15 protein-coding genes are annotated in these 16633 nt (G+C 48.6%); 1 reads left to right on the plus strand and 14 read right to left on the minus strand.

Going from position 1 to position 16633, the window contains the following annotated elements; translation table 11 throughout:
* Positions 1 to 4: 4 nt before the first annotated feature.
* The 11 genes from rlmN to BZ167_RS01580 all read right to left on the minus strand — a co-directional run bounded on the left by rlmN (position 5) and on the right by BZ167_RS01580 (position 12415).
* A complete protein-coding gene (rlmN, locus tag BZ167_RS01530) occupies positions 5 to 1096 on the minus strand; it encodes a dual-specificity RNA methyltransferase RlmN (RefSeq protein WP_062623347.1) in 1092 nt (363 codons plus the stop codon).
* Between the two features lie 3 nt (positions 1097 to 1099).
* Entirely contained in the window at positions 1100 to 2440 is a 1341-nt protein-coding gene (rsmB, locus tag BZ167_RS01535; RefSeq protein WP_015417450.1) for a 16S rRNA (cytosine(967)-C(5))-methyltransferase RsmB, read from the minus strand.
* Positions 2430 to 3380, minus strand: a complete 951-nt coding sequence (gene fmt / locus BZ167_RS01540; RefSeq protein WP_033574584.1) for a methionyl-tRNA formyltransferase — start codon at positions 3378 to 3380, stop codon at positions 2430 to 2432. Before fmt ends, rsmB begins: the two co-directional genes overlap by 11 nt.
* A gap of 4 nt (positions 3381 to 3384) precedes the next feature.
* A complete protein-coding gene (def, locus tag BZ167_RS01545) occupies positions 3385 to 3867 on the minus strand; it encodes a peptide deformylase (RefSeq protein WP_033574585.1) in 483 nt (160 codons plus the stop codon).
* 24 nt (positions 3868 to 3891) lie between these two features.
* A complete protein-coding gene (priA, locus tag BZ167_RS01550) occupies positions 3892 to 6303 on the minus strand; it encodes a primosomal protein N' (protein ID WP_033574586.1) in 2412 nt (803 codons plus the stop codon).
* Positions 6300 to 7520 carry a bifunctional phosphopantothenoylcysteine decarboxylase/phosphopantothenate--cysteine ligase CoaBC gene (gene coaBC, locus BZ167_RS01555; RefSeq protein ID WP_003154345.1) on the minus strand — a complete coding sequence of 407 codons (1221 nt, stop codon included), beginning with the start codon at positions 7518 to 7520 and terminating at the stop codon, positions 6300 to 6302. The genes priA and coaBC overlap by 4 nt, the downstream gene beginning before the upstream one ends.
* Before the next feature lie 90 nt (positions 7521 to 7610).
* Complete coding sequence (gene rpoZ, locus BZ167_RS01560; RefSeq protein ID WP_003154346.1) at positions 7611 to 7814, minus strand: DNA-directed RNA polymerase subunit omega; 204 nt, start codon at positions 7812 to 7814, stop codon at positions 7611 to 7613.
* Between the two features lie 3 nt (positions 7815 to 7817).
* Positions 7818 to 8432: a guanylate kinase gene (gene gmk, locus BZ167_RS01565; RefSeq protein WP_003154347.1), complete on the minus strand. Its 615-nt coding sequence runs from the start codon at positions 8430 to 8432 to the stop codon at positions 7818 to 7820.
* Positions 8433 to 8439: 7 nt separating this feature from the next.
* The gene (gene remA, locus BZ167_RS01570; RefSeq protein ID WP_003154355.1) at positions 8440 to 8709 is read right to left on the minus strand and encodes an extracellular matrix/biofilm regulator RemA; all 270 of its coding nucleotides are present in this window, start codon (positions 8707 to 8709) and stop codon (positions 8440 to 8442) included.
* A gap of 76 nt (positions 8710 to 8785) precedes the next feature.
* The gene (locus BZ167_RS01575) at positions 8786 to 9661 is read right to left on the minus strand and encodes a YicC/YloC family endoribonuclease (RefSeq protein ID WP_061890949.1); all 876 of its coding nucleotides are present in this window, start codon (positions 9659 to 9661) and stop codon (positions 8786 to 8788) included.
* Between the two features lie 81 nt (positions 9662 to 9742).
* A complete protein-coding gene (locus tag BZ167_RS01580; RefSeq protein ID WP_060675455.1) occupies positions 9743 to 12415 on the minus strand; it encodes a calcium-translocating P-type ATPase, SERCA-type in 2673 nt (890 codons plus the stop codon).
* Positions 12416 to 12534: 119 nt separating this feature from the next.
* Here BZ167_RS01580 and BZ167_RS01585 point away from each other — a divergent pair, with 119 nt between their 5' ends.
* Positions 12535 to 14241 carry an Rqc2 family fibronectin-binding protein gene (locus tag BZ167_RS01585; protein WP_031378752.1) on the plus strand — a complete coding sequence of 569 codons (1707 nt, stop codon included), beginning with the start codon at positions 12535 to 12537 and terminating at the stop codon, positions 14239 to 14241.
* A 312-nt stretch (positions 14242 to 14553) separates the two neighbouring features.
* On the opposite strand, the gene BZ167_RS01595 is transcribed toward BZ167_RS01585, so the two are convergent.
* The 3 genes from BZ167_RS01595 to cobA are packed head-to-tail and all read right to left on the minus strand — an operon-like array spanning position 14554 to position 16582.
* Entirely contained in the window at positions 14554 to 15042 is a 489-nt protein-coding gene (locus BZ167_RS01595; protein WP_015239834.1) for a precorrin-2 dehydrogenase/sirohydrochlorin ferrochelatase family protein, read from the minus strand.
* Positions 15023 to 15808 carry a sirohydrochlorin chelatase gene (locus BZ167_RS01600; RefSeq protein WP_020955802.1) on the minus strand — a complete coding sequence of 262 codons (786 nt, stop codon included), beginning with the start codon at positions 15806 to 15808 and terminating at the stop codon, positions 15023 to 15025. Before BZ167_RS01600 ends, BZ167_RS01595 begins: the two co-directional genes overlap by 20 nt.
* Positions 15809 to 16582 (minus strand): uroporphyrinogen-III C-methyltransferase, encoded by a 774-nt coding sequence (cobA, locus tag BZ167_RS01605; protein WP_062623342.1) that lies wholly within the window; start codon positions 16580 to 16582, stop codon positions 15809 to 15811.
* Positions 16583 to 16633: the final 51 nt, after the last annotated feature.

The following is a 16633-nucleotide window of genomic DNA, read 5'->3' on the forward strand; positions in this document are numbered from 1 at the left end:
CTCTTCACCTCGTCTCGTCTTGACGCTCCTTCGCGCGAAGCTGACCGCAGGCCGCGTCAATGTCATGGCCTTGCTCTCTTCTGATCGTGACATTTACACCGCGGGATTTTAACGTTTTTTCGAATGCGAAAATCTGATCTCTCGGTGTGCGGACGTAATCCCGTTCAGGCACATAGTTTACCGGAATTAAATTGACATGGCATTTCACGTCTTTTAACAGTTCTGCAAGCTCTTCTGCATGTTCGACCTGATCATTTACGCCGCCGAACAGCCCGTATTCAAAGCTGATCCGTCTGCCTGTTTTCTCGATGTAATATATGACGGCCTCCATAAGGTCAGGAAGCTTATAGGCTTTGTTAATCGGCATCAGACGGCTTCTGATTTCCGTATTCGGAGCATGCAGAGAAATCGCGAAATTGATCTGCATTTTTTGATCGGCGAAATCGTAAATCTTCGGAATGATTCCGCTGGTGGAAACTGTGATATGACGCGCTCCGATGTTCAGCCCTTTATCGTGGTTAATGATTTTTAAGAAAGCGAGCATTTCATTGAAATTATCAAACGGCTCTCCGATTCCCATGATGACGACTGAGCTGACGCGTTCATCCGTTTCATCAAGCGCCTTTTGCACTTTCACGACTTGAGCGACGATTTCTCCCGCTTCAAGATTCCGTTTCAGTCCGCCGAGCGTTGACGCGCAAAATGTGCAGCCGATCCGGCAGCCGACCTGTGTCGTTACACATACAGAATTACCATACTCGTGTCTCATTAAAACCGTTTCGATCGTATAACCGTCATGAAGCTCAAATAAAAATTTCATCGTGCCGTCTTGAGATGTCTGTTTTACAGCCGTTTTCAGCGTTGTCAGCACAAAATTGCTCTCGAGTTTTTCACGCAGACTTTTTGAGAGGTTTGTCATTTCATCAAATGAAGAAACCCGCTTCTCATAAAGCCATTCAAAAATCTGTGCTGCGCGGAACGGCTTTTCGCCATTCTCGGTCAGCCATTGTTTGATTTCATCTAATTCAAAAGAGTAAATGGACGGCTGCTCAGTCCGCAGCTCTTTCCGTACGCTTGTCTTTTTTAATTGTGTCATTTTTTATCCCTTCTTTCTCATGCTGCTAATAAAGAAACCGTCTGTTCCGAAATAATGCGGAAGAATTTGAAGGCTTCCATCCTGAACAAAGGGTCTCGCCTTTTCAGGCAGCCGCTTTTCAAGAGACAAATCGGGTTCAAACTCAGGGTGTTCTTGTATAAACGCATGCATAACTTCTTCATTTTCTGTCCGGTCCATTGTACACGTACTGTATACGAGTGTGCCACCTTTTTTTACTAATGGGGCGATTTCCCTTAAAATGCCGAGCTGGATTTCTGCCAGCCGTCTGCTGTCCTCCGGCGTCTTCGTATATTTCATATCGGGTTTTCTTCTGATGACGCCGAAACCTGAGCAAGGGGCATCAACGAGAACACGGTCAAACCGTTCTGCGCCAAAGGCCTCTCCCGCTTTTCGCGCATCCATCGTTTGCGCGTCGATGATCGTAAGCCCGAGCCGTTCTGCGCCCTCTTTAATCAGCTTCACTTTATGGCGGTGAAGATCAAGCGATGTGAGGCTCCCCTCGTTCTCCATCAGTTCCGCAATGTGAGCCGACTTTCCGCCCGGTGCGGCGCATGCGTCTAAAACGGTTTCGCCCGGCTTCGGGTCCAGCGCCCGCGCGACAAGCATTGAGCTTTCATCCTGTATGGATACCCGGCCGTTTTGGAAAAATGCCGTGTTCGCGATGCTTCCTTTTAAAAGCTTAATCGCATCAGGAGAAAGGTCTCCGGCTTCAGCTTCAAGACCGGCATTCTCCATCTCATTCAGCACCGTGTCCCTGTCGCTCTTTATGTGATTGACACGGAGCGTCTGCTTCGGCGGAATGAGATGAATCCGGCAGATTTTTTCAGCCGCCTCAAAGCCGTACGCCTCGACCCACTCTTTTACGAGCCACTCGGGATGGCTTGTCTCTGTGGAAAGACGGAGAACCGGGTCTTCAATTTCAGCGAATGACGGCGCCCCTTCACGCTGCAGGGAGCGGAGGATGCCGTTGACAAAGGACGCAATGCCCTTATGCCCGCGTTTTTTGGCGATTTCAACCGCTTCATGAATGGCGGCGCGATCCGGAATTTTTTCTAAATACTCCATTTGATACGCGGACAGACGAAGCAACTGAATCACCCATGGCTTCACCTTATTCGGCTTGCGGATAAAAGGCTTCAGCATGTAGTCTAAGGCGATTTTATTTTGCAGCGTTCCGTAGACAAGCTCTGTCAGCAGTCCTCTGTCCTGATCGCTGAGCGTGTTCGTTTTGATAACCGATGTAAGAAGCAGGTTGCTGTATGCCTGATTTTGCTCAAGCTTCTCAAGCGCTTCAAGGGCGAGCTCCCGGACATTAATCTTCATTTGCTTCTCCTAATACGTCACCGGGCTGCACATTTTTGCCTCTTACAAAATCTTCGCCCTTCATCCGTTTTTTTCCCGCCGGCTGCAGCTCAGTGATTAAAAGGGCGGTGCTGTTTCCTGATGCGACGACAATGCCGTTTTGCTCCGTGCGGATGACTGTTCCGGGCGCAGCTTCAGTTTTTGCCGCAACTTTTTCAGAAGCCCATACTTTCATATTTTGACCGTTCAAAGTTGTATAGGCGACAGGCCAAGGGTTTAAACCTCTGATCTGGTTGTAAATCTCTTCTCCGGGCTTTGCCCAATCAATCCGCTCCTGCTCACGCTTAATGTTAGGCGCGTAAGTCGCTTTTGATTCGTCCTGTTTGATCGGTTTAATATTTCCGGAAATGACGTTCGGGACGGTCTCTGACAAAAGCTTTGCCCCCGCTATGCTTAATTTGTCGTGAAGCGTGCCGACGTTATCCGTTTCATCAATTTCCACTTCGATTTTCGAAATCATATCGCCCGCATCAAGCTTTTCAACCATATACATGATTGTCACGCCCGTTTTCTTCTTGCCTTGGAGAATCGAATAATGTATCGGCGCTCCGCCTCTTAATTCAGGCAATAGTGACGCGTGTACGTTGATACAGCCGTATTTCGGGCCGTCCAGCAGCTGCTTGGGCAGGATCTGTCCGAATGCCGCCGTAACAATCAGGTCCGGCTTCAGGCTGAGCACTTTTTCTATTTCTTCTTCGAGCCTTACTTTTTCGGGCTGAAGAACGGGAATGCCGTGACGTTCAGCTTCAGCCTTTACAGGAGGGGGCGTCATGATTTTTTTTCTGCCTTTCGGGCGGTCAGGCTGCGTAACGACACCAACCACTTCATATCCGTCTTCAATAAGCGTGCGCAGGACGGGAACTGAAAAGTCGGGCGTTCCCATAAAAACGATCCTTGTCATCCAATCATCCTTCCATTTCTGCCAGTTCTTCTTCAGTGTAGTAAGCCGTAATTTTTGATGTGAATAAAATGCCGTCTAAATGATCTATTTCATGCTGAACGGCTCTGGCCAAAAAACCCTCCGCTTCTAAAACAAACGGTTTTCCTTTACGGTCATAGGCTTTTACCTTTACGTAATCCGGGCGGGTGACATCGCCGTAGACCCCTGGAAAGCTTAAGCAGCCCTCGACTCCGGTCTGTTCACCGCTCTTTTCAAGAATAACCGGATTTACAAGGTCGATCCGGCCGCTTTCTTCACCGATGTCCACGACGGCCGCTCTTTTTAAAATGCCGATTTGCGGCGCGGCGAGGCCGACGCCATCCATTTCGAGCATCGTATCGTACATATCGTCAAGCAGTTTTTTTAATTTTTTATCAAACACTGTCACTTCATCGGCAGGTGTTTCCAGAACCTCCGCCGGGTGTGTGACGATTTTTTTTACAGCCAAAATTTTGCCCTCCAAAAACTAATGTTACATCAGCATGTACGGATTCATATCGATTGAAATCATGACATGCTTTTGCGCAATGTCGCGTTTATAGTGCTCCAGTATCTTTTTCAACTGAATCTGCAACTCGTTTTCCTGTCTGTATTTTATCACGCATTGATAGCGATATCTATCTTTGATCCTGGCGATCGGGGAAGCCGCCGGCCCGAGAATTTTCGTATCAGGCCCGCATCCCGCTCTTAAATAGTTTGTAATCTTTTCTGCGGTGACCGCGGCTTTTGCCGCTTCTTCATGAGAAACGGTCACCAGCGCCACGTAATAATAAGGCGGGTATGACTGGGCCCTTCTGTGCGCCATTTCCTGCTGAAAAAAAGTTTCATAGTCGTGCGTTTTCGTCAGCTGAATGCTGTAATGAGACGGTGTATACGTTTGAATGACCACCGTTCCCGGCTTTTCATGCCGCCCGGCCCGTCCGCTTACCTGCGTCAGCAGCTGGAATGTCTTCTCCGCGGCCCTGAAATCAGGGATGTGAAGCGTCGTATCTGCGCTTAATACTCCGACGAGCGTCACGTTCGGAAAATCAAGCCCTTTTGCGATCATTTGCGTACCGAGCAGGATATCCGCCTTCCCTTCACCGAACGCTGACAACAGTTTTTCATGGGCGCCTTTTCTTGAAGTGGTGTCCACATCCATCCTGATCACGCGCGCCTGAGGCAGCACTTTGGTAAGCTCCTCCTCCACACGCTGCGTGCCTGTGCCAAAAAAGCGGATATGTTCGCTGCCGCATTCCGGGCATGTTCCCGGGACAGGTTCCTCATGGCCGCAGTAATGGCATTTCAGCCTTTGTCCGTAGCGGTGATAAGTCATTGAAATGTCGCAATGCGGACATTGCGGCACATAACCGCAGTCCCGGCACATCACAAACGAGGAATACCCCCGTTTATTCAGAAAAAGGACGGCCTGCTCTTTTTTTGCAAGCTTCTCTTCCAGCTGTTCCATCAGCTCTCTTGAAAACATTGATCTGTTGCCGTTTCTCAGTTCTTCTCTCATATCAACGAGAGAAACGTCAGGCATGAGCTGGCGATTTACGCGATGTTTTAACGGAAGCAGCTCATAAACGCCTTTTTTCGCCCGCGCAAATGATTCCAATGTCGGCGTGGCGCTCCCGAGGACGACCGGACAGCTGTGATGCGCGGCCCGGCGGATGGCTACGTCCTTTGCATGATACCGCGGCATTTCCTCCTGCTTATAGGAAGATTCGTGCTCTTCATCAATAATGATCATGCCGAGATTTTCAAACGGGGCAAAGATGGCCGATCTGGCTCCGACGACAAGCCGGACTTCCTTGCGCTGAATCTTCCGCCATTCATCGTATTTTTCACCTGTGGATAATCCGCTGTGCATGACCGCAACCTGTGAGCCGAAGCGGCCTTTAAAACGGTTGACCATTTGCGGTGTCAACGAGATTTCCGGAACGAGCACGATGGCTTCTTGTCCTTTTGCCAGCACTTTTTCAATGGATTGCAGGTAAATTTCCGTTTTGCCGCTTCCTGTGACGCCGTGAAGCAGAAAGACGTGATGGACATGATCGGCTACAGCTTGTTTAATCGGCTCAAAAGCGGCCTGCTGCTCTTCTGTAAGAGAGAGCGGCTCTGTTTTTTTGAACATTCTGTCCTGATAAGGATCGCGGTAAACCTCCTCAAAGCTTTCCGTAAGAAGCCCCTTTTTAAGAAGCGTTTTCAGCGTCGCGGAACTGGAATCGGTCTTTTTGCAAAGCTCGGCCGCGGAAATCTTTGCTCCCCCGCCGATAAAATAAGTAAGCACGGCGAGCTGTTTAGAAGCCTGCTTTGTCAATGAATCTGCGTGCCGGGCGAGTTCTTCTTTGTCCGCCCCCGCTTCGATCATGCGGATCATTTTTTTATTCGTTTTTTGGGCGACTTTATATGTGACATCAATGCTTCCTTTGCGCACGAATTTTTGAAGTGACGAAAGAATGCTTTCATCGGTAATATCCGAGTACAGAAGACTTTTTTGATTCCTGAAAAGCTGTTTGATGTCCGGTGTCAGCGCTTCTTCGTCAACGACTTTCAGCTCTTTCTCGTACTTCGCCTTCAGTGCGGCGGGCAGCATTGCCTGAAGCGCCGTGATTTTAAACGACAGCGTTTTGTCAGAAAGCCATGAAGACAGCTGCATCAGTTCCTCAGTCAGAACGGGCGTCAAATCAAGAAGCTTCTCGACTTCCTTCATTGAGCCGCCGTTTAATTCAGACGAATCTTTCAAACCGGTCACAAATCCTTGAAGCTTGCGCGGGCCAAACGGGACAATCACCCGCATGCCGACTTCGATCATCCCTTTTAAATGATCGGGAATTTTGTAATCAAAGGGTCTGTCAATGTTTTTGGAGCTGACATCGACAATAACTTCTGCTACATTCATACGGGTTTTCGGTCCTCGGCTTTCAAAGCGGTCATTTCCTTCAGCATTTCAAAGGAAACGTCAAGTTTAGACATAAGCGCAAGCTCCCGTTTTCTTCCGTCCCGGAAATAGAAGGTGACGACATTCGTATCCGTGCCAAATCCGGCCCCTTCTGCTTTCACATCATTCGCAACGATCATATCAAGGTTTTTCTGTTCGAGTTTTCTGCGCGCATAGCGTTCGACGTCTTGCGTTTCAGCCGCAAAACCGACCAGCAGCTGGTGTGTTTTCCGTTCGCCGAGTTCTTTCAGTATGTCTGCCGTACGGTTGAATTCGATCACGAGCGAACCGTCTTTCTTCTTCATTTTGTGATCAGAAACAGCCGCCGGCGTAAAATCGGCCACGGCCGCCGTCTTAATCACCATGTCGCATGAATCAAACACAGAAAGCACGGCTTCTCTCATATCGGCTGCCGATTGCACAGGAAGAAACTGATACAGCCCGACTGGCGGCTCTATTGACACCGGGCCTGAAATCAGCGTCACCCGCGCCCCGAGACGGACGGCGGCTTCAGCAGCGGCGTAGCCCATTTTGCCGGTGGATTTATTTGTGAAGAAGCGGACAGGGTCCACGGCTTCGCGCGTCGGACCGGCCGTAATGACAATATGTTTTCCTTTCAGCGGTGCATCGTCTTCAGGCTCCTTAAAATGCTCTCTGACACGCTCAACAATAAGCTCCGGCTCCTCCAGCCTTCCTTTGCCGACATATCCGCATGCCAAATAGCCTTCACTCGGCTCGATAAAGCGGACCCCGTCCTGATAAAGCACAGAGATGTTCCGTTTCACCGCCGGATGATCATACATATGGACATTCATCGCAGGCGCCACCCAGACCGGGGCCTCAGCCGCCAGCACCGTCGTTGTGAGCATATCGTCAGCAATTCCGTTGGCAAGCTTTCCGATGATATTTGCCGTAGCGGGCGCGACAATAATTAAATCCGCCCAGTCAGCGGCATCAATATGAGAAATCACCTTCGGATTTTGTTCATTAAATGTATCTGTATACACTTCATTCCGGCTCAGCGCCTGAAATGTCAGCGGAGAAACAAACTCACGCGCGGACTCAGTCATAATCACTTTGACGTTTGCGCCGGCCTGAACCAGCTTGCTCGTGAGTGCGGAAGCTTTATAAACGGCAATTCCTCCGCTTACGCATAGCAAAATGTTTCGGTTTTTCATGAAGTCTTCTCCCCTTTATGAAAGCATTGGACAAATCCCAAACGGAAAAAAATAACAACCTATGTAGAGATAGGTTGCTACGTGTGCTTGTTATTCGCTGTCTTCTCTTTCAAACGAAAGCAGGCCCGCGTCAATTTCTTCTAAAGCTTTGCCTACATATTTGTGAGAAATGGTATGTTCAATCTGCTGGTCTTTTTTGATCTGCATTTCACGCGCGCGTCTTGCAGACACGGTCACCAGCGTATATTTAGAATCTAATTTATTCATTAAAGAGTCAATTGACGGATCTAACATAAGTTATTCTACCTCCAGCATTTTCTTATATCTCGGAGCGACGCGTTCACGTTTTAAGTGCTCGGCGAGAACGATTGCGTTAATCTTATCACAAGCCGTTTGGATATCGTCGTTTTCAACGACATAATCATACGCGTCCATCATTTCGATTTCAGCTTTTGCGGCATTCATTCTGTTTTCGATTAAATCGTCGGTTTCAGTCCCTCTTGTCACGATTCTGTTTTTCAGCTCAGAAAGACTCGGCGGCGCTAAGAAGATAAACAGGCCTTCCGGAAATGCATTCCGCACTTGGAGCGCGCCCTGCACTTCAATCTCTAAGAAGACGTCTTTTCCTTCTTGAAGCGTCTGTTCGACATAATCAACGGGCGTTCCGTAATAGTTGCCGACATATTCTGCCCACTCAAGCAGTTTGTTGTTTTCAATCATGCGTTCGAATTCATCTCTGGATTTAAAGAAATAATCGACGCCGTCGACCTCGCCCTCTCTCGGGTTTCTCGTCGTGACTGAAATTGAGTATTCAAATTTCGTGTCCTGTTGTGAAAATATTGCTTGCCGAACCGTTCCTTTTCCAACTCCGGAGGGACCTGAGAGAACGATTAATAACCCTCTTTCTTTCATGCGGCAATTACCCCTGCCCTTCATCCATAATTTCTTCTTTCACAGAAAGTCTGTGTGCAACTGTCTCAGGCTGGACGGCAGATAAGATAATGTGATCACTATCCATGACGACAACTGCACGGGTTCTTCGTCCGTATGTAGCGTCTATTAGCATTCCGCGGTCTCTTGCATCCTGGATCATTCGCTTTATTGGCGCAGACTCCGGGCTGACAATCGAAATCATCCGATTGGCGGAGATGATATTGCCAAATCCGATATTAATCAGTTTAATCGTCATCTTCTACGTTCCCCCTGTAAAATAGACGTCTCTAGTGTAACCTGAAGAGGCCGTCTGTAAACAATACGCACAGTCGCTATTCTATATTTTGCACTTGTTCCTTCAATTTTTCAATAGAACTTTTCATTTCAACGACAAGCTTTGTGATTTGATGATCATTGGCTTTTGAGCCGATCGTGTTCGCTTCTCGGTTAAGCTCCTGAACAAGGAAATCAAGTTTGCGGCCGACTGCCCCGCCTTCTTTTAATATATCACGGAATTGAACAAAATGGCTCTTCAATCTGGTAATTTCTTCCGTTATATCAGAACGATCGGCGAAAATGGCGCATTCCGTGATCAGCCTGCTTTCGTCGAGCGCATCCTCCGTCCATTCCTTCATTCGGGCGTAAAGACGCTCGCGATATTGAATAACAACGGCCGAAGCGCGCTCTTTTACCTGTTCGGACAGCGTCTCAAGCCGCTCAATGTGCAGAAAGCAGTCTTCCGCCAAAAGCCGTCCTTCTTTTTCCCTCATGTCACAAAGTTCCTTTACAGCCAGCTCAGCGGCTTCCCTGATGACTTCTTCAAGCTTGTCATCACGCACCTGTTCTTCGTGTATCTGCGCAATATGTTCAAATTTAAAGAACTCCATTGCATCGGGTTCTGCGGCCAGGCTGTAGCGCTCTTTCATGACGCGTGCGGCGCTCACATATTCATCAAGGAGCTCCCAATCGATGTTCAGGCTTCTTTTTATGAGCGCGTCACTGTTTACAGTGAGAAACAGCTCTACTCTTCCGCGCTGTATATGCTGCAATATCGTTTGTTTCAGCTTATCCTCTACATATAGCAAAGGCCGTGGCAGGCGGGCGTTCACTTCTTTGAACCGGTAATTGACGGATTTCAATTCAACGGTTGCCGAGAGATCGCCTTTTGTGCTGCTTGCGCTGCCGAAGCCTGTCATACTCCGTATCATATGAAACACCCAATTCTTTCCCGTTATCAAAATAAAAGGGCAATAGACATGCTATTACCCCTAAGATTATATCATATGGAATTATTTTTTTCTTGTCAAAAGTGAACCCGCCAGCAAAAAAGTAGGTATGCCCGACATACCGATAATCAGCATCCAATCGCCCGGCGTAATCGGCACTGTTTTGAAAATCGGCTGCAGCGGCGGATAATAGATGACGATGACCATCAGGAAGATAGAAGAAATGATGGCCCCGAGCAGATAGATATTTTCAAACGGATTCCGGGAGAAAACAGACGTTTCGCTCCGGCAGTCAAACACGTGTATAAGCTGAGCCAGGACAAGAGTCGCGAATGCAACGGTCTGTGCGTAGGGCAGATTTTCAGGATTGCGGTGATAGACGATGATAAACGCTAAAATGGTTGCAGCTCCGATTAAAAACCCTCTTGATACGACTTTCCAGCCCAGTTTTCTCGCAAACACTCCTTCTTTCGGATGCCGCGGCTTCCGCCTCATCAGGTCTCCTTCCGGCTGATCCATACCGAGGGCCATCGCCGGCAGCCCGTCAGTGACTAAGTTCACCCACAATATCTGAATCGGAACGAGCGGCAGCGGCAGAGCGAGAAGCATCGCAAACAGCATCACTAAAATTTCACCGACGTTGGAGGCGAGCAAATACCGGACGAATTTTCTTATATTTTCATAGATATTCCGTCCCTCTTTTATGGCTGATTTAATCGTAGCAAAGTTATCATCTACCAGAATGAGAGAAGAGGCTTCCTTTGCCACATCCGTTCCCGTCACGCCCATGGCAACACCGATATCTGCCTGCTTTATGGCCGGCGCGTCATTAACCCCGTCTCCCGTCATGGCGACGACGTGTCCGTTTTCCTGGAACGCTTTGACGATTTTCAATTTATGTTCAGGCGACACGCGTGCGAAGACGTAGACATCATCGACCGTTTCGATAAGTTCTTTGTCCGTAAGCTCATTCAGCGTCTTCCCGTCCATCACACGCCCCTTTTTCGGAAGAAGACGCAAATCTTTTGCAATGGCCTTTGCCGTTTCGACGTGATCCCCTGTGATCATAACCGTTTTAATGCCGGCTTCACGGCATTCTTTAATCGCCTGTCTGACCTCCGGACGGGGCGGATCAATTATGCCTGACAAGCCGAGCATCGTCAGATTTTTTTCCGCCTGCTCCATTGTCGGCTTTTCTCCGGGCTTAAGCGGTTTATAAGCAATCGCGATCGTACGCAAAGCTTGCGACGCCAGCTCTTTCAGAACCGCTTCCGTTTCTGCTTTCTTTTCTTCTGAAAAAGGCGTACTTCTTGCGCCGTGCATCAGATGTGACGAGCGGTCAATCAGCACATCGGGCGCTCCTTTAGTGATGACGAACTGCTTTTTTTCCTGATCCTCTACAATGACGGTCATCATTTTGCGGACGGAGTCAAACGGAAACTCGGCAACCACGCGGTAGTGCCCGCTGAGCCAATCGTTTGAATAGCCGCCCTTTCTTGCAGCCGTCAGCAGCGCTCCTTCTGTCGGATCGCCGTCGAGTACATAATGGCCGTCTTTCAGTGCGATTTCGGATGTGTTGCACAACGCGCCGAAAACCAGCATCTGTTCAAGAATCTTCTCATCTTTCGGCTTGATTTCCCGCTCATCTCGGGTGAAAACGCCCTCCGGCTCATAGCCGATGCCTGACACTTTAAATGTTTTTCCCCCTGACCACATATGGGTGACGGTCATTTTGTTTTGTGTCAGCGTGCCGGTTTTATCAGAACAAATGACAGAGGCGCAGCCCAATGTTTCAACCGCCGGGAGCTTTCTGACAATTGATTTTTGTTTGATCATGCGCTGGACGCCGATTGATAATGCCACCGTAACAATGGCGGGAAGCCCTTCCGGAATCGCGGCGACGGCCAATGACACCCCGGCCAAAAACATGCTGTAAAGATCATGTCCCTGTAAGACGCCGACTGCAACGACCAATACCGTTAAAAGGAGCGCGACGATAATTAAAATTTTGCCGAGCTCTTCAAGTCTTCGCTGCAGCGGTGTTGAAAGGCTGCCGGCGGATTCCAGCATATCGGCGATTTTCCCCATTGCCGTATTCATTCCTGTACCGACGACGACGCCGACACCGCTGCCGCGCGTTACGATCGTACCCATAAACGCCATATTGCTGATGTCGCCTAACGAAACATCCGGCTTTCTCAGTTTATCAGCTTGTTTAACCACCGGAATTGATTCCCCGGTCAGCGCCGATTCCTCAATTTCAAGGCTTTTCGCTTCAACGATCCGCACATCCGCGCCAATCCGGTCGCCGCTTGAAAATTTCATGATATCGCCGGGAACGAGCTCCTTGGACTGAATTTTCTTCCAGCTCCCGTCCCGCAACGCTGACACATACGGCGTTGACAGCTCTTTTAATGCGTGTAAGGACTTTTCCGCCCGCCGCTCTTGAAAAAAACCGAGAACCCCATTGACAAATACAATCGCCATAATCGCTACGGCATCTACATATTCGCCTAAAAACCCGGATATTAAGGTTGCCGCCAGCAGCACTAACACCATAAAATCTTTAAATTGGGCGAAAAACACGGCGATCGCCGGTGTCCTCTTGCCCTCCTGAAGCTCGTTCGGCCCGTGCTTTTCAAGGCGTTTTTTCACCTCTTTTTCGGTCAACCCCTGTTTAATGGACGTATTTGTTGCTTTCAGCAAATCGGTTTGTCCCATTTCATGAAACTTCATTCTTCTCGTCCACTCCCCTGCCTCGCTTTAGAGATGTCACTCTGTAAACAAGCTTATTCTGACTCGTCCCTTTTCATGCTATAATTATCGAATGCAGGAAGAAGGAAAGGGTGTTTTATATGTCTTTTGATGGCATGTTTACATACGGAATGACACATGAATTAAACAGCCGGATCGCCGGAGGCCGGATTACGAGAGTCCATCAGCCTTTTAAGCACGATGTGATATTTCATATCCGCGCTAACGGAAAAAACCATAAATTATTATTATCGGCGCATCCGAGCTATTCACGGGTGCACATGACAAACCAGGCCTATGAAAATCCGAGCGAGCCGCCGATGTTTTGTATGCTGCTCAGAAAGCATATAGAAGGCGGATTTATTGAGAAAATAGAACAGGCCGGATTAGACCGGATTATGATATTCCGGATAAAAAGCAGAAATGAAATCGGCGACGAAACCGTCAGAACGCTGTATGTGGAAATTATGGGACGGCACAGCAATATTATCCTGACTGACGGAGAAGGAGCCATCATCGACGGACTGAAGCATTTATCTCCGTCGATGAACAGCTACCGGACCGTTCTGCCGGGCTATGATTACAAGCTTCCTCCCGCTCAGGAAAAAATTTCGCCGCTTGCCGCGGATGAAGAGGACGTTTTGCGTTATCTCAGTTTTCAGGAAGGACGGCTTGACCAGCAGATCGTCAGACATTTCTCCGGTGTTTCTCCGCTGTTTGCAAAAGAAGCCGTGCACAGAGCGGGCCTCGCTAACAAAATAACGCTGCCGAAGACGCTGATTGAAATGTTCCATGCCGTGAAAGATTGCAGGTTTACACCGAACATTACGACAGCCGGCGGAAAGGAATACTTTTATCTCCTGTCTCTCACACATGTAAACGGAGAAGAGCGCACCTTTCACTCACTGAGTGAGCTGTTGGACCGGTTTTATTTCGGCAAGGCGGAACGCGACCGCGTCAAACAGCAGGCTCAGGATCTCGAGCGGTTTGTCGCAAACGAACGGAAAAAGAACGCCAATAAGATAAAAAAGCTGGAAAAGACGCTCGACTACTCAGAAAATGCGAAGGAATTCCAGCTATACGGCGAACTGCTGACGGCAAATTTGTATATGCTGAAAAAAGGTGACAAAGAAGCGGAAGTCATCAATTATTATGATGAAGAAAGTAAGACGGTGACCATCCCTTTAAATCCGAACAAAACACCTTCAGAAAACGCGCAGATGTATTTTACAAAGTATCAAAAGGCGAAGAATTCCGTCGAGGTGGTAAAAGAGCAGATCCGTCTGGCCGAGGAGGAAATCGCTTATTTCGATCAGCTGATCCAGCAGCTCTCCTCCGCCTCCACAAAGGATATTCACGAAATAAGGGAAGAGCTTGTGGAAGGCAAATATCTGCGACCGAAACAGCAGAGAGGACAGAAAAAACAGAAGCAGCACGTTCCTGTTTTGGAGCAATATGAATCTTCACGGGGATTGACGATTCTTGTCGGCAAAAACAATAAACAAAATGAATACTTAACGACAAAAGCTGCCGCAAGGGATGATTTATGGTTCCACACGAAAGACATTCCGGGTTCCCACGTTGTGATTAAAAGCAGCGATCCAGATGAACAATCCATACTGGAGGCGGCTGCGATCGCCGCTTATTTTTCCAAGGCGAAAGATTCCGGCTCCGTTCCCGTTGATTATACAAAAATCAGACACGTGAAAAAGCCAAACGGCGCAAAGCCCGGATTTGTCACCTATGACAGCCAGCATACCGTATTTGTCACACCTGATGCCGACCTTGTCATACGGCTGAAAAAATAAACGCACCTCCAAGCTGAAACCCACACTCAGCTTGGAGGTGTTTTTTATTACGTATAAACGGAGATGACACTCTCCCAGCCGTCAGAACCGATCTTTACAATATCTGATCAGTTTCCCATCATGTCTGCCTGATCCGCCGGGGCCGTCTCTGATTAAAGCGGTCACACCTGATTTGGCGGCGGATACTGTCACCTTCCCTCGCCGCACCTGAACACATCCGGGCAGTCAATATAATCATGCCGGGGTCTCTGACCGTTCCTTTGTATGCGGGCGGAGTCCAGGCGGCATGGGGAGGGACTGACAAGGTGTTTTTTATGGTCTTCTTCTTTTCTCAAATAATCGATCCACTTCTTCAGCCAAATCAGCAGTAATGAGAGGCTCTATGTCCTCAGCCAGTCTTTTCGTATGTGCCGGGCTTGCGCCGCTTGTTGATACGGATACTTGAATGCGCCCTTTGCGGATGATCTTCGGCATATACACGCTGCCCTGTTCAGCATCGCTTACACAATTGACCAGCTGCGTTTCAGAAGCGCTCGCGGCTATCTCCTGATTTACGCTGCGGTCATTTGTCGCGGCAATGATGAAGAAAGCGGGCGCGAGATCCTTCATTTCAATTTTACGGGAAACCCAGCGGATACGTCCTTCATCCGCCAGCTGTTTAATTTCGGGCAGGGCATCGGGACTGATTACAGTAATATCCGCGCCTTCCGGAAGCACCGTTTTTAGCCTTCTTAAGGCAACATTGCCTCCGCCCGCGATGATAATTCTTTTTCCGCTTAAATTAATGTGCAGAGGCAGCATACTGTCCCCCCTTAAAATCAAACTGACCGCCGGGGTTTCGAACAGCTTCTGACACACGGTTCAAAAACGCCTGCTTAATATGCGGGTGAAAACCTAAGTATGAAGCGAGATGAACATTTTGATTGATCGTTTGAAGCTTTTGAACTTCCCGTTCAATCTCAGTCATTAAAAGCCCGGTAAACAGAAGATATGGAACGATAAAAACGGGTGCTCCGTCATCCTCTTCAAGGCCGGCAAACACTTCTTTATAGTGCGGGTCACATGCTGTTAAAAAACAAGGGATGACTTCTTTAACAGGTGTAATCGCCTCAAGTTTTCCGGCAATCTCACTGACTGCGTTTTTAACTGCCGGATCTGTGCTTCCTCTTCCGATCAGCACCACTTTCGCCTGCTCAATGGGCACTCCGGTATCTTCAATGCGATGATGCACCGCTTTTACGACTTCATCGTCCACTCCGATCGGAACACCATATGTCACTTTTATATCGGGATGCAGGGCCGCCGCACGGGCGATTTCAGCCGGAATGTCATGTTTTGCGTGGGCAGCGGTCAACAGCAGTAAAGGCACGGCCGCAATATGAGTGGCGCCTTGTCTGACACATGCTTCAAATCCCGCTTCAATAGACGGTTCCTGCAGTTCTAAAAAACAAATTTCCTGAATGGGAGCGTCAGCGTGCGGCATGCACCCTTTTAAAAACGCCGCCGACTCTGTCTGCGCTTTTTTCAGCCTGCTTCCGTGCCCGATGTATAAAATCGCCTGCTTCATTTACAACGCCTCGCTCAAATCCAGATTTTTCTGATCAGATGCATACCAGTCCAGTTTGCAGTGATAATTGACGACATCGCCGATAACAATTAAGCTCGGGTTTTTGATTTCTTCTTTTATCACTGTGTCTGAAAGCGTGCCGACGGTGCAGACGACTGTTTTTTGCCTGTCCGTCGTTCCCCAATGAATAAAGGCTGCCGGGGTGCCGGCGTTTCTGCCGTTTTCCAGCAGCATTCTTTCAATCTGCCGGATATTTTTAATTCCCATATAAATCACCAGCGTATCAATACCTGTCGCCAGCGCTTTCCATTTTTCTTCAAAGTCGTCTTCTTGTTTATAATGTCCCGTAACGAATGCGACATTGGAGCTCGCCTCTCTGTGCGTCACGGGAATGCCGGCATAAGCAGCAGCCGCGATTCCTGATGTAATGCCGGGAACGATCTCAAACGGAATGGCGTTTTGTGCGAGAGCTTCCGCTTCTTCGCCTCCGCGGCCGAAAACAAACGGGTCGCCCCCCTTGAGCCTTACAACGGTTTTCCCCTTTTTCGCATACTTCACAAGGAAACGGTTGATCGTATCCTGTTTCATAATGTGAAAATCCGGGAGCTTTCCGCAGTAAATCAGATCCGCTTCTTCTCCGGCATATTGTAAAATCTCTTTGCTAACCAATCTGTCATATAATATAACGTCCGCTTTCTGTATGGCTTTCATTGCCTTCACCGTTAATAAGTCCGGATCTCCCGGACCGGCTCCAACGATAAATACTTTCCCCATAGCATGTCTCCCCGATCCGTTTTGAAATCTTCCCAGAACAGCCGCGAGGCC

The organism is Bacillus sp. 275 (genome assembly GCF_001999205.1).
In the GTDB taxonomy this organism is placed as follows: Bacteria; Bacillota; Bacilli; order Bacillales; family Bacillaceae; genus Bacillus; species Bacillus velezensis.

Bases quoted from the DNA above. Each gene is read 5' to 3' on its own strand.
- rpoZ (WP_003154346.1), bottom strand. From the start codon at position 7,814: ATGTTAGATCCGTCAATTGACTCTTTAATGAATAAATTAGATTCTAAA.
- cobA (WP_062623342.1), bottom strand. From the start codon at position 16,582: ATGGGGAAAGTATTTATCGTTGGAGCCGGTCCGGGAGATCCGGACTTA.
- rlmN (WP_062623347.1), bottom strand. From the start codon at position 1,096: ATGACACAATTAAAAAAGACAAGCGTACGGAAAGAGCTGCGGACTGAG.
- gmk (WP_003154347.1), bottom strand. From the start codon at position 8,432: ATGAAAGAAAGAGGGTTATTAATCGTTCTCTCAGGTCCCTCCGGAGTT.
- priA (WP_033574586.1), bottom strand. From the start codon at position 6,303: ATGAATGTAGCAGAAGTTATTGTCGATGTCAGCTCCAAAAACATTGAC.
- BZ167_RS01595 (WP_015239834.1), bottom strand. From the start codon at position 15,042: ATGCTGCCTCTGCACATTAATTTAAGCGGAAAAAGAATTATCATCGCG.
- coaBC (WP_003154345.1), bottom strand. From the start codon at position 7,520: ATGAAAAACCGAAACATTTTGCTATGCGTAAGCGGAGGAATTGCCGTT.
- rsmB (WP_015417450.1), bottom strand. From the start codon at position 2,440: ATGAAGATTAATGTCCGGGAGCTCGCCCTTGAAGCGCTTGAGAAGCTT.
- BZ167_RS01585 (WP_031378752.1), top strand. From the start codon at position 12,535: ATGTCTTTTGATGGCATGTTTACATACGGAATGACACATGAATTAAAC.
- BZ167_RS01580 (WP_060675455.1), bottom strand. From the start codon at position 12,415: ATGAAGTTTCATGAAATGGGACAAACCGATTTGCTGAAAGCAACAAAT.
- remA (WP_003154355.1), bottom strand. From the start codon at position 8,709: ATGACGATTAAACTGATTAATATCGGATTTGGCAATATCATCTCCGCC.
- BZ167_RS01600 (WP_020955802.1), bottom strand. From the start codon at position 15,808: ATGAAGCAGGCGATTTTATACATCGGGCACGGAAGCAGGCTGAAAAAA.
- BZ167_RS01575 (WP_061890949.1), bottom strand. From the start codon at position 9,661: ATGATACGGAGTATGACAGGCTTCGGCAGCGCAAGCAGCACAAAAGGC.
- fmt (WP_033574584.1), bottom strand. From the start codon at position 3,380: ATGACAAGGATCGTTTTTATGGGAACGCCCGACTTTTCAGTTCCCGTC.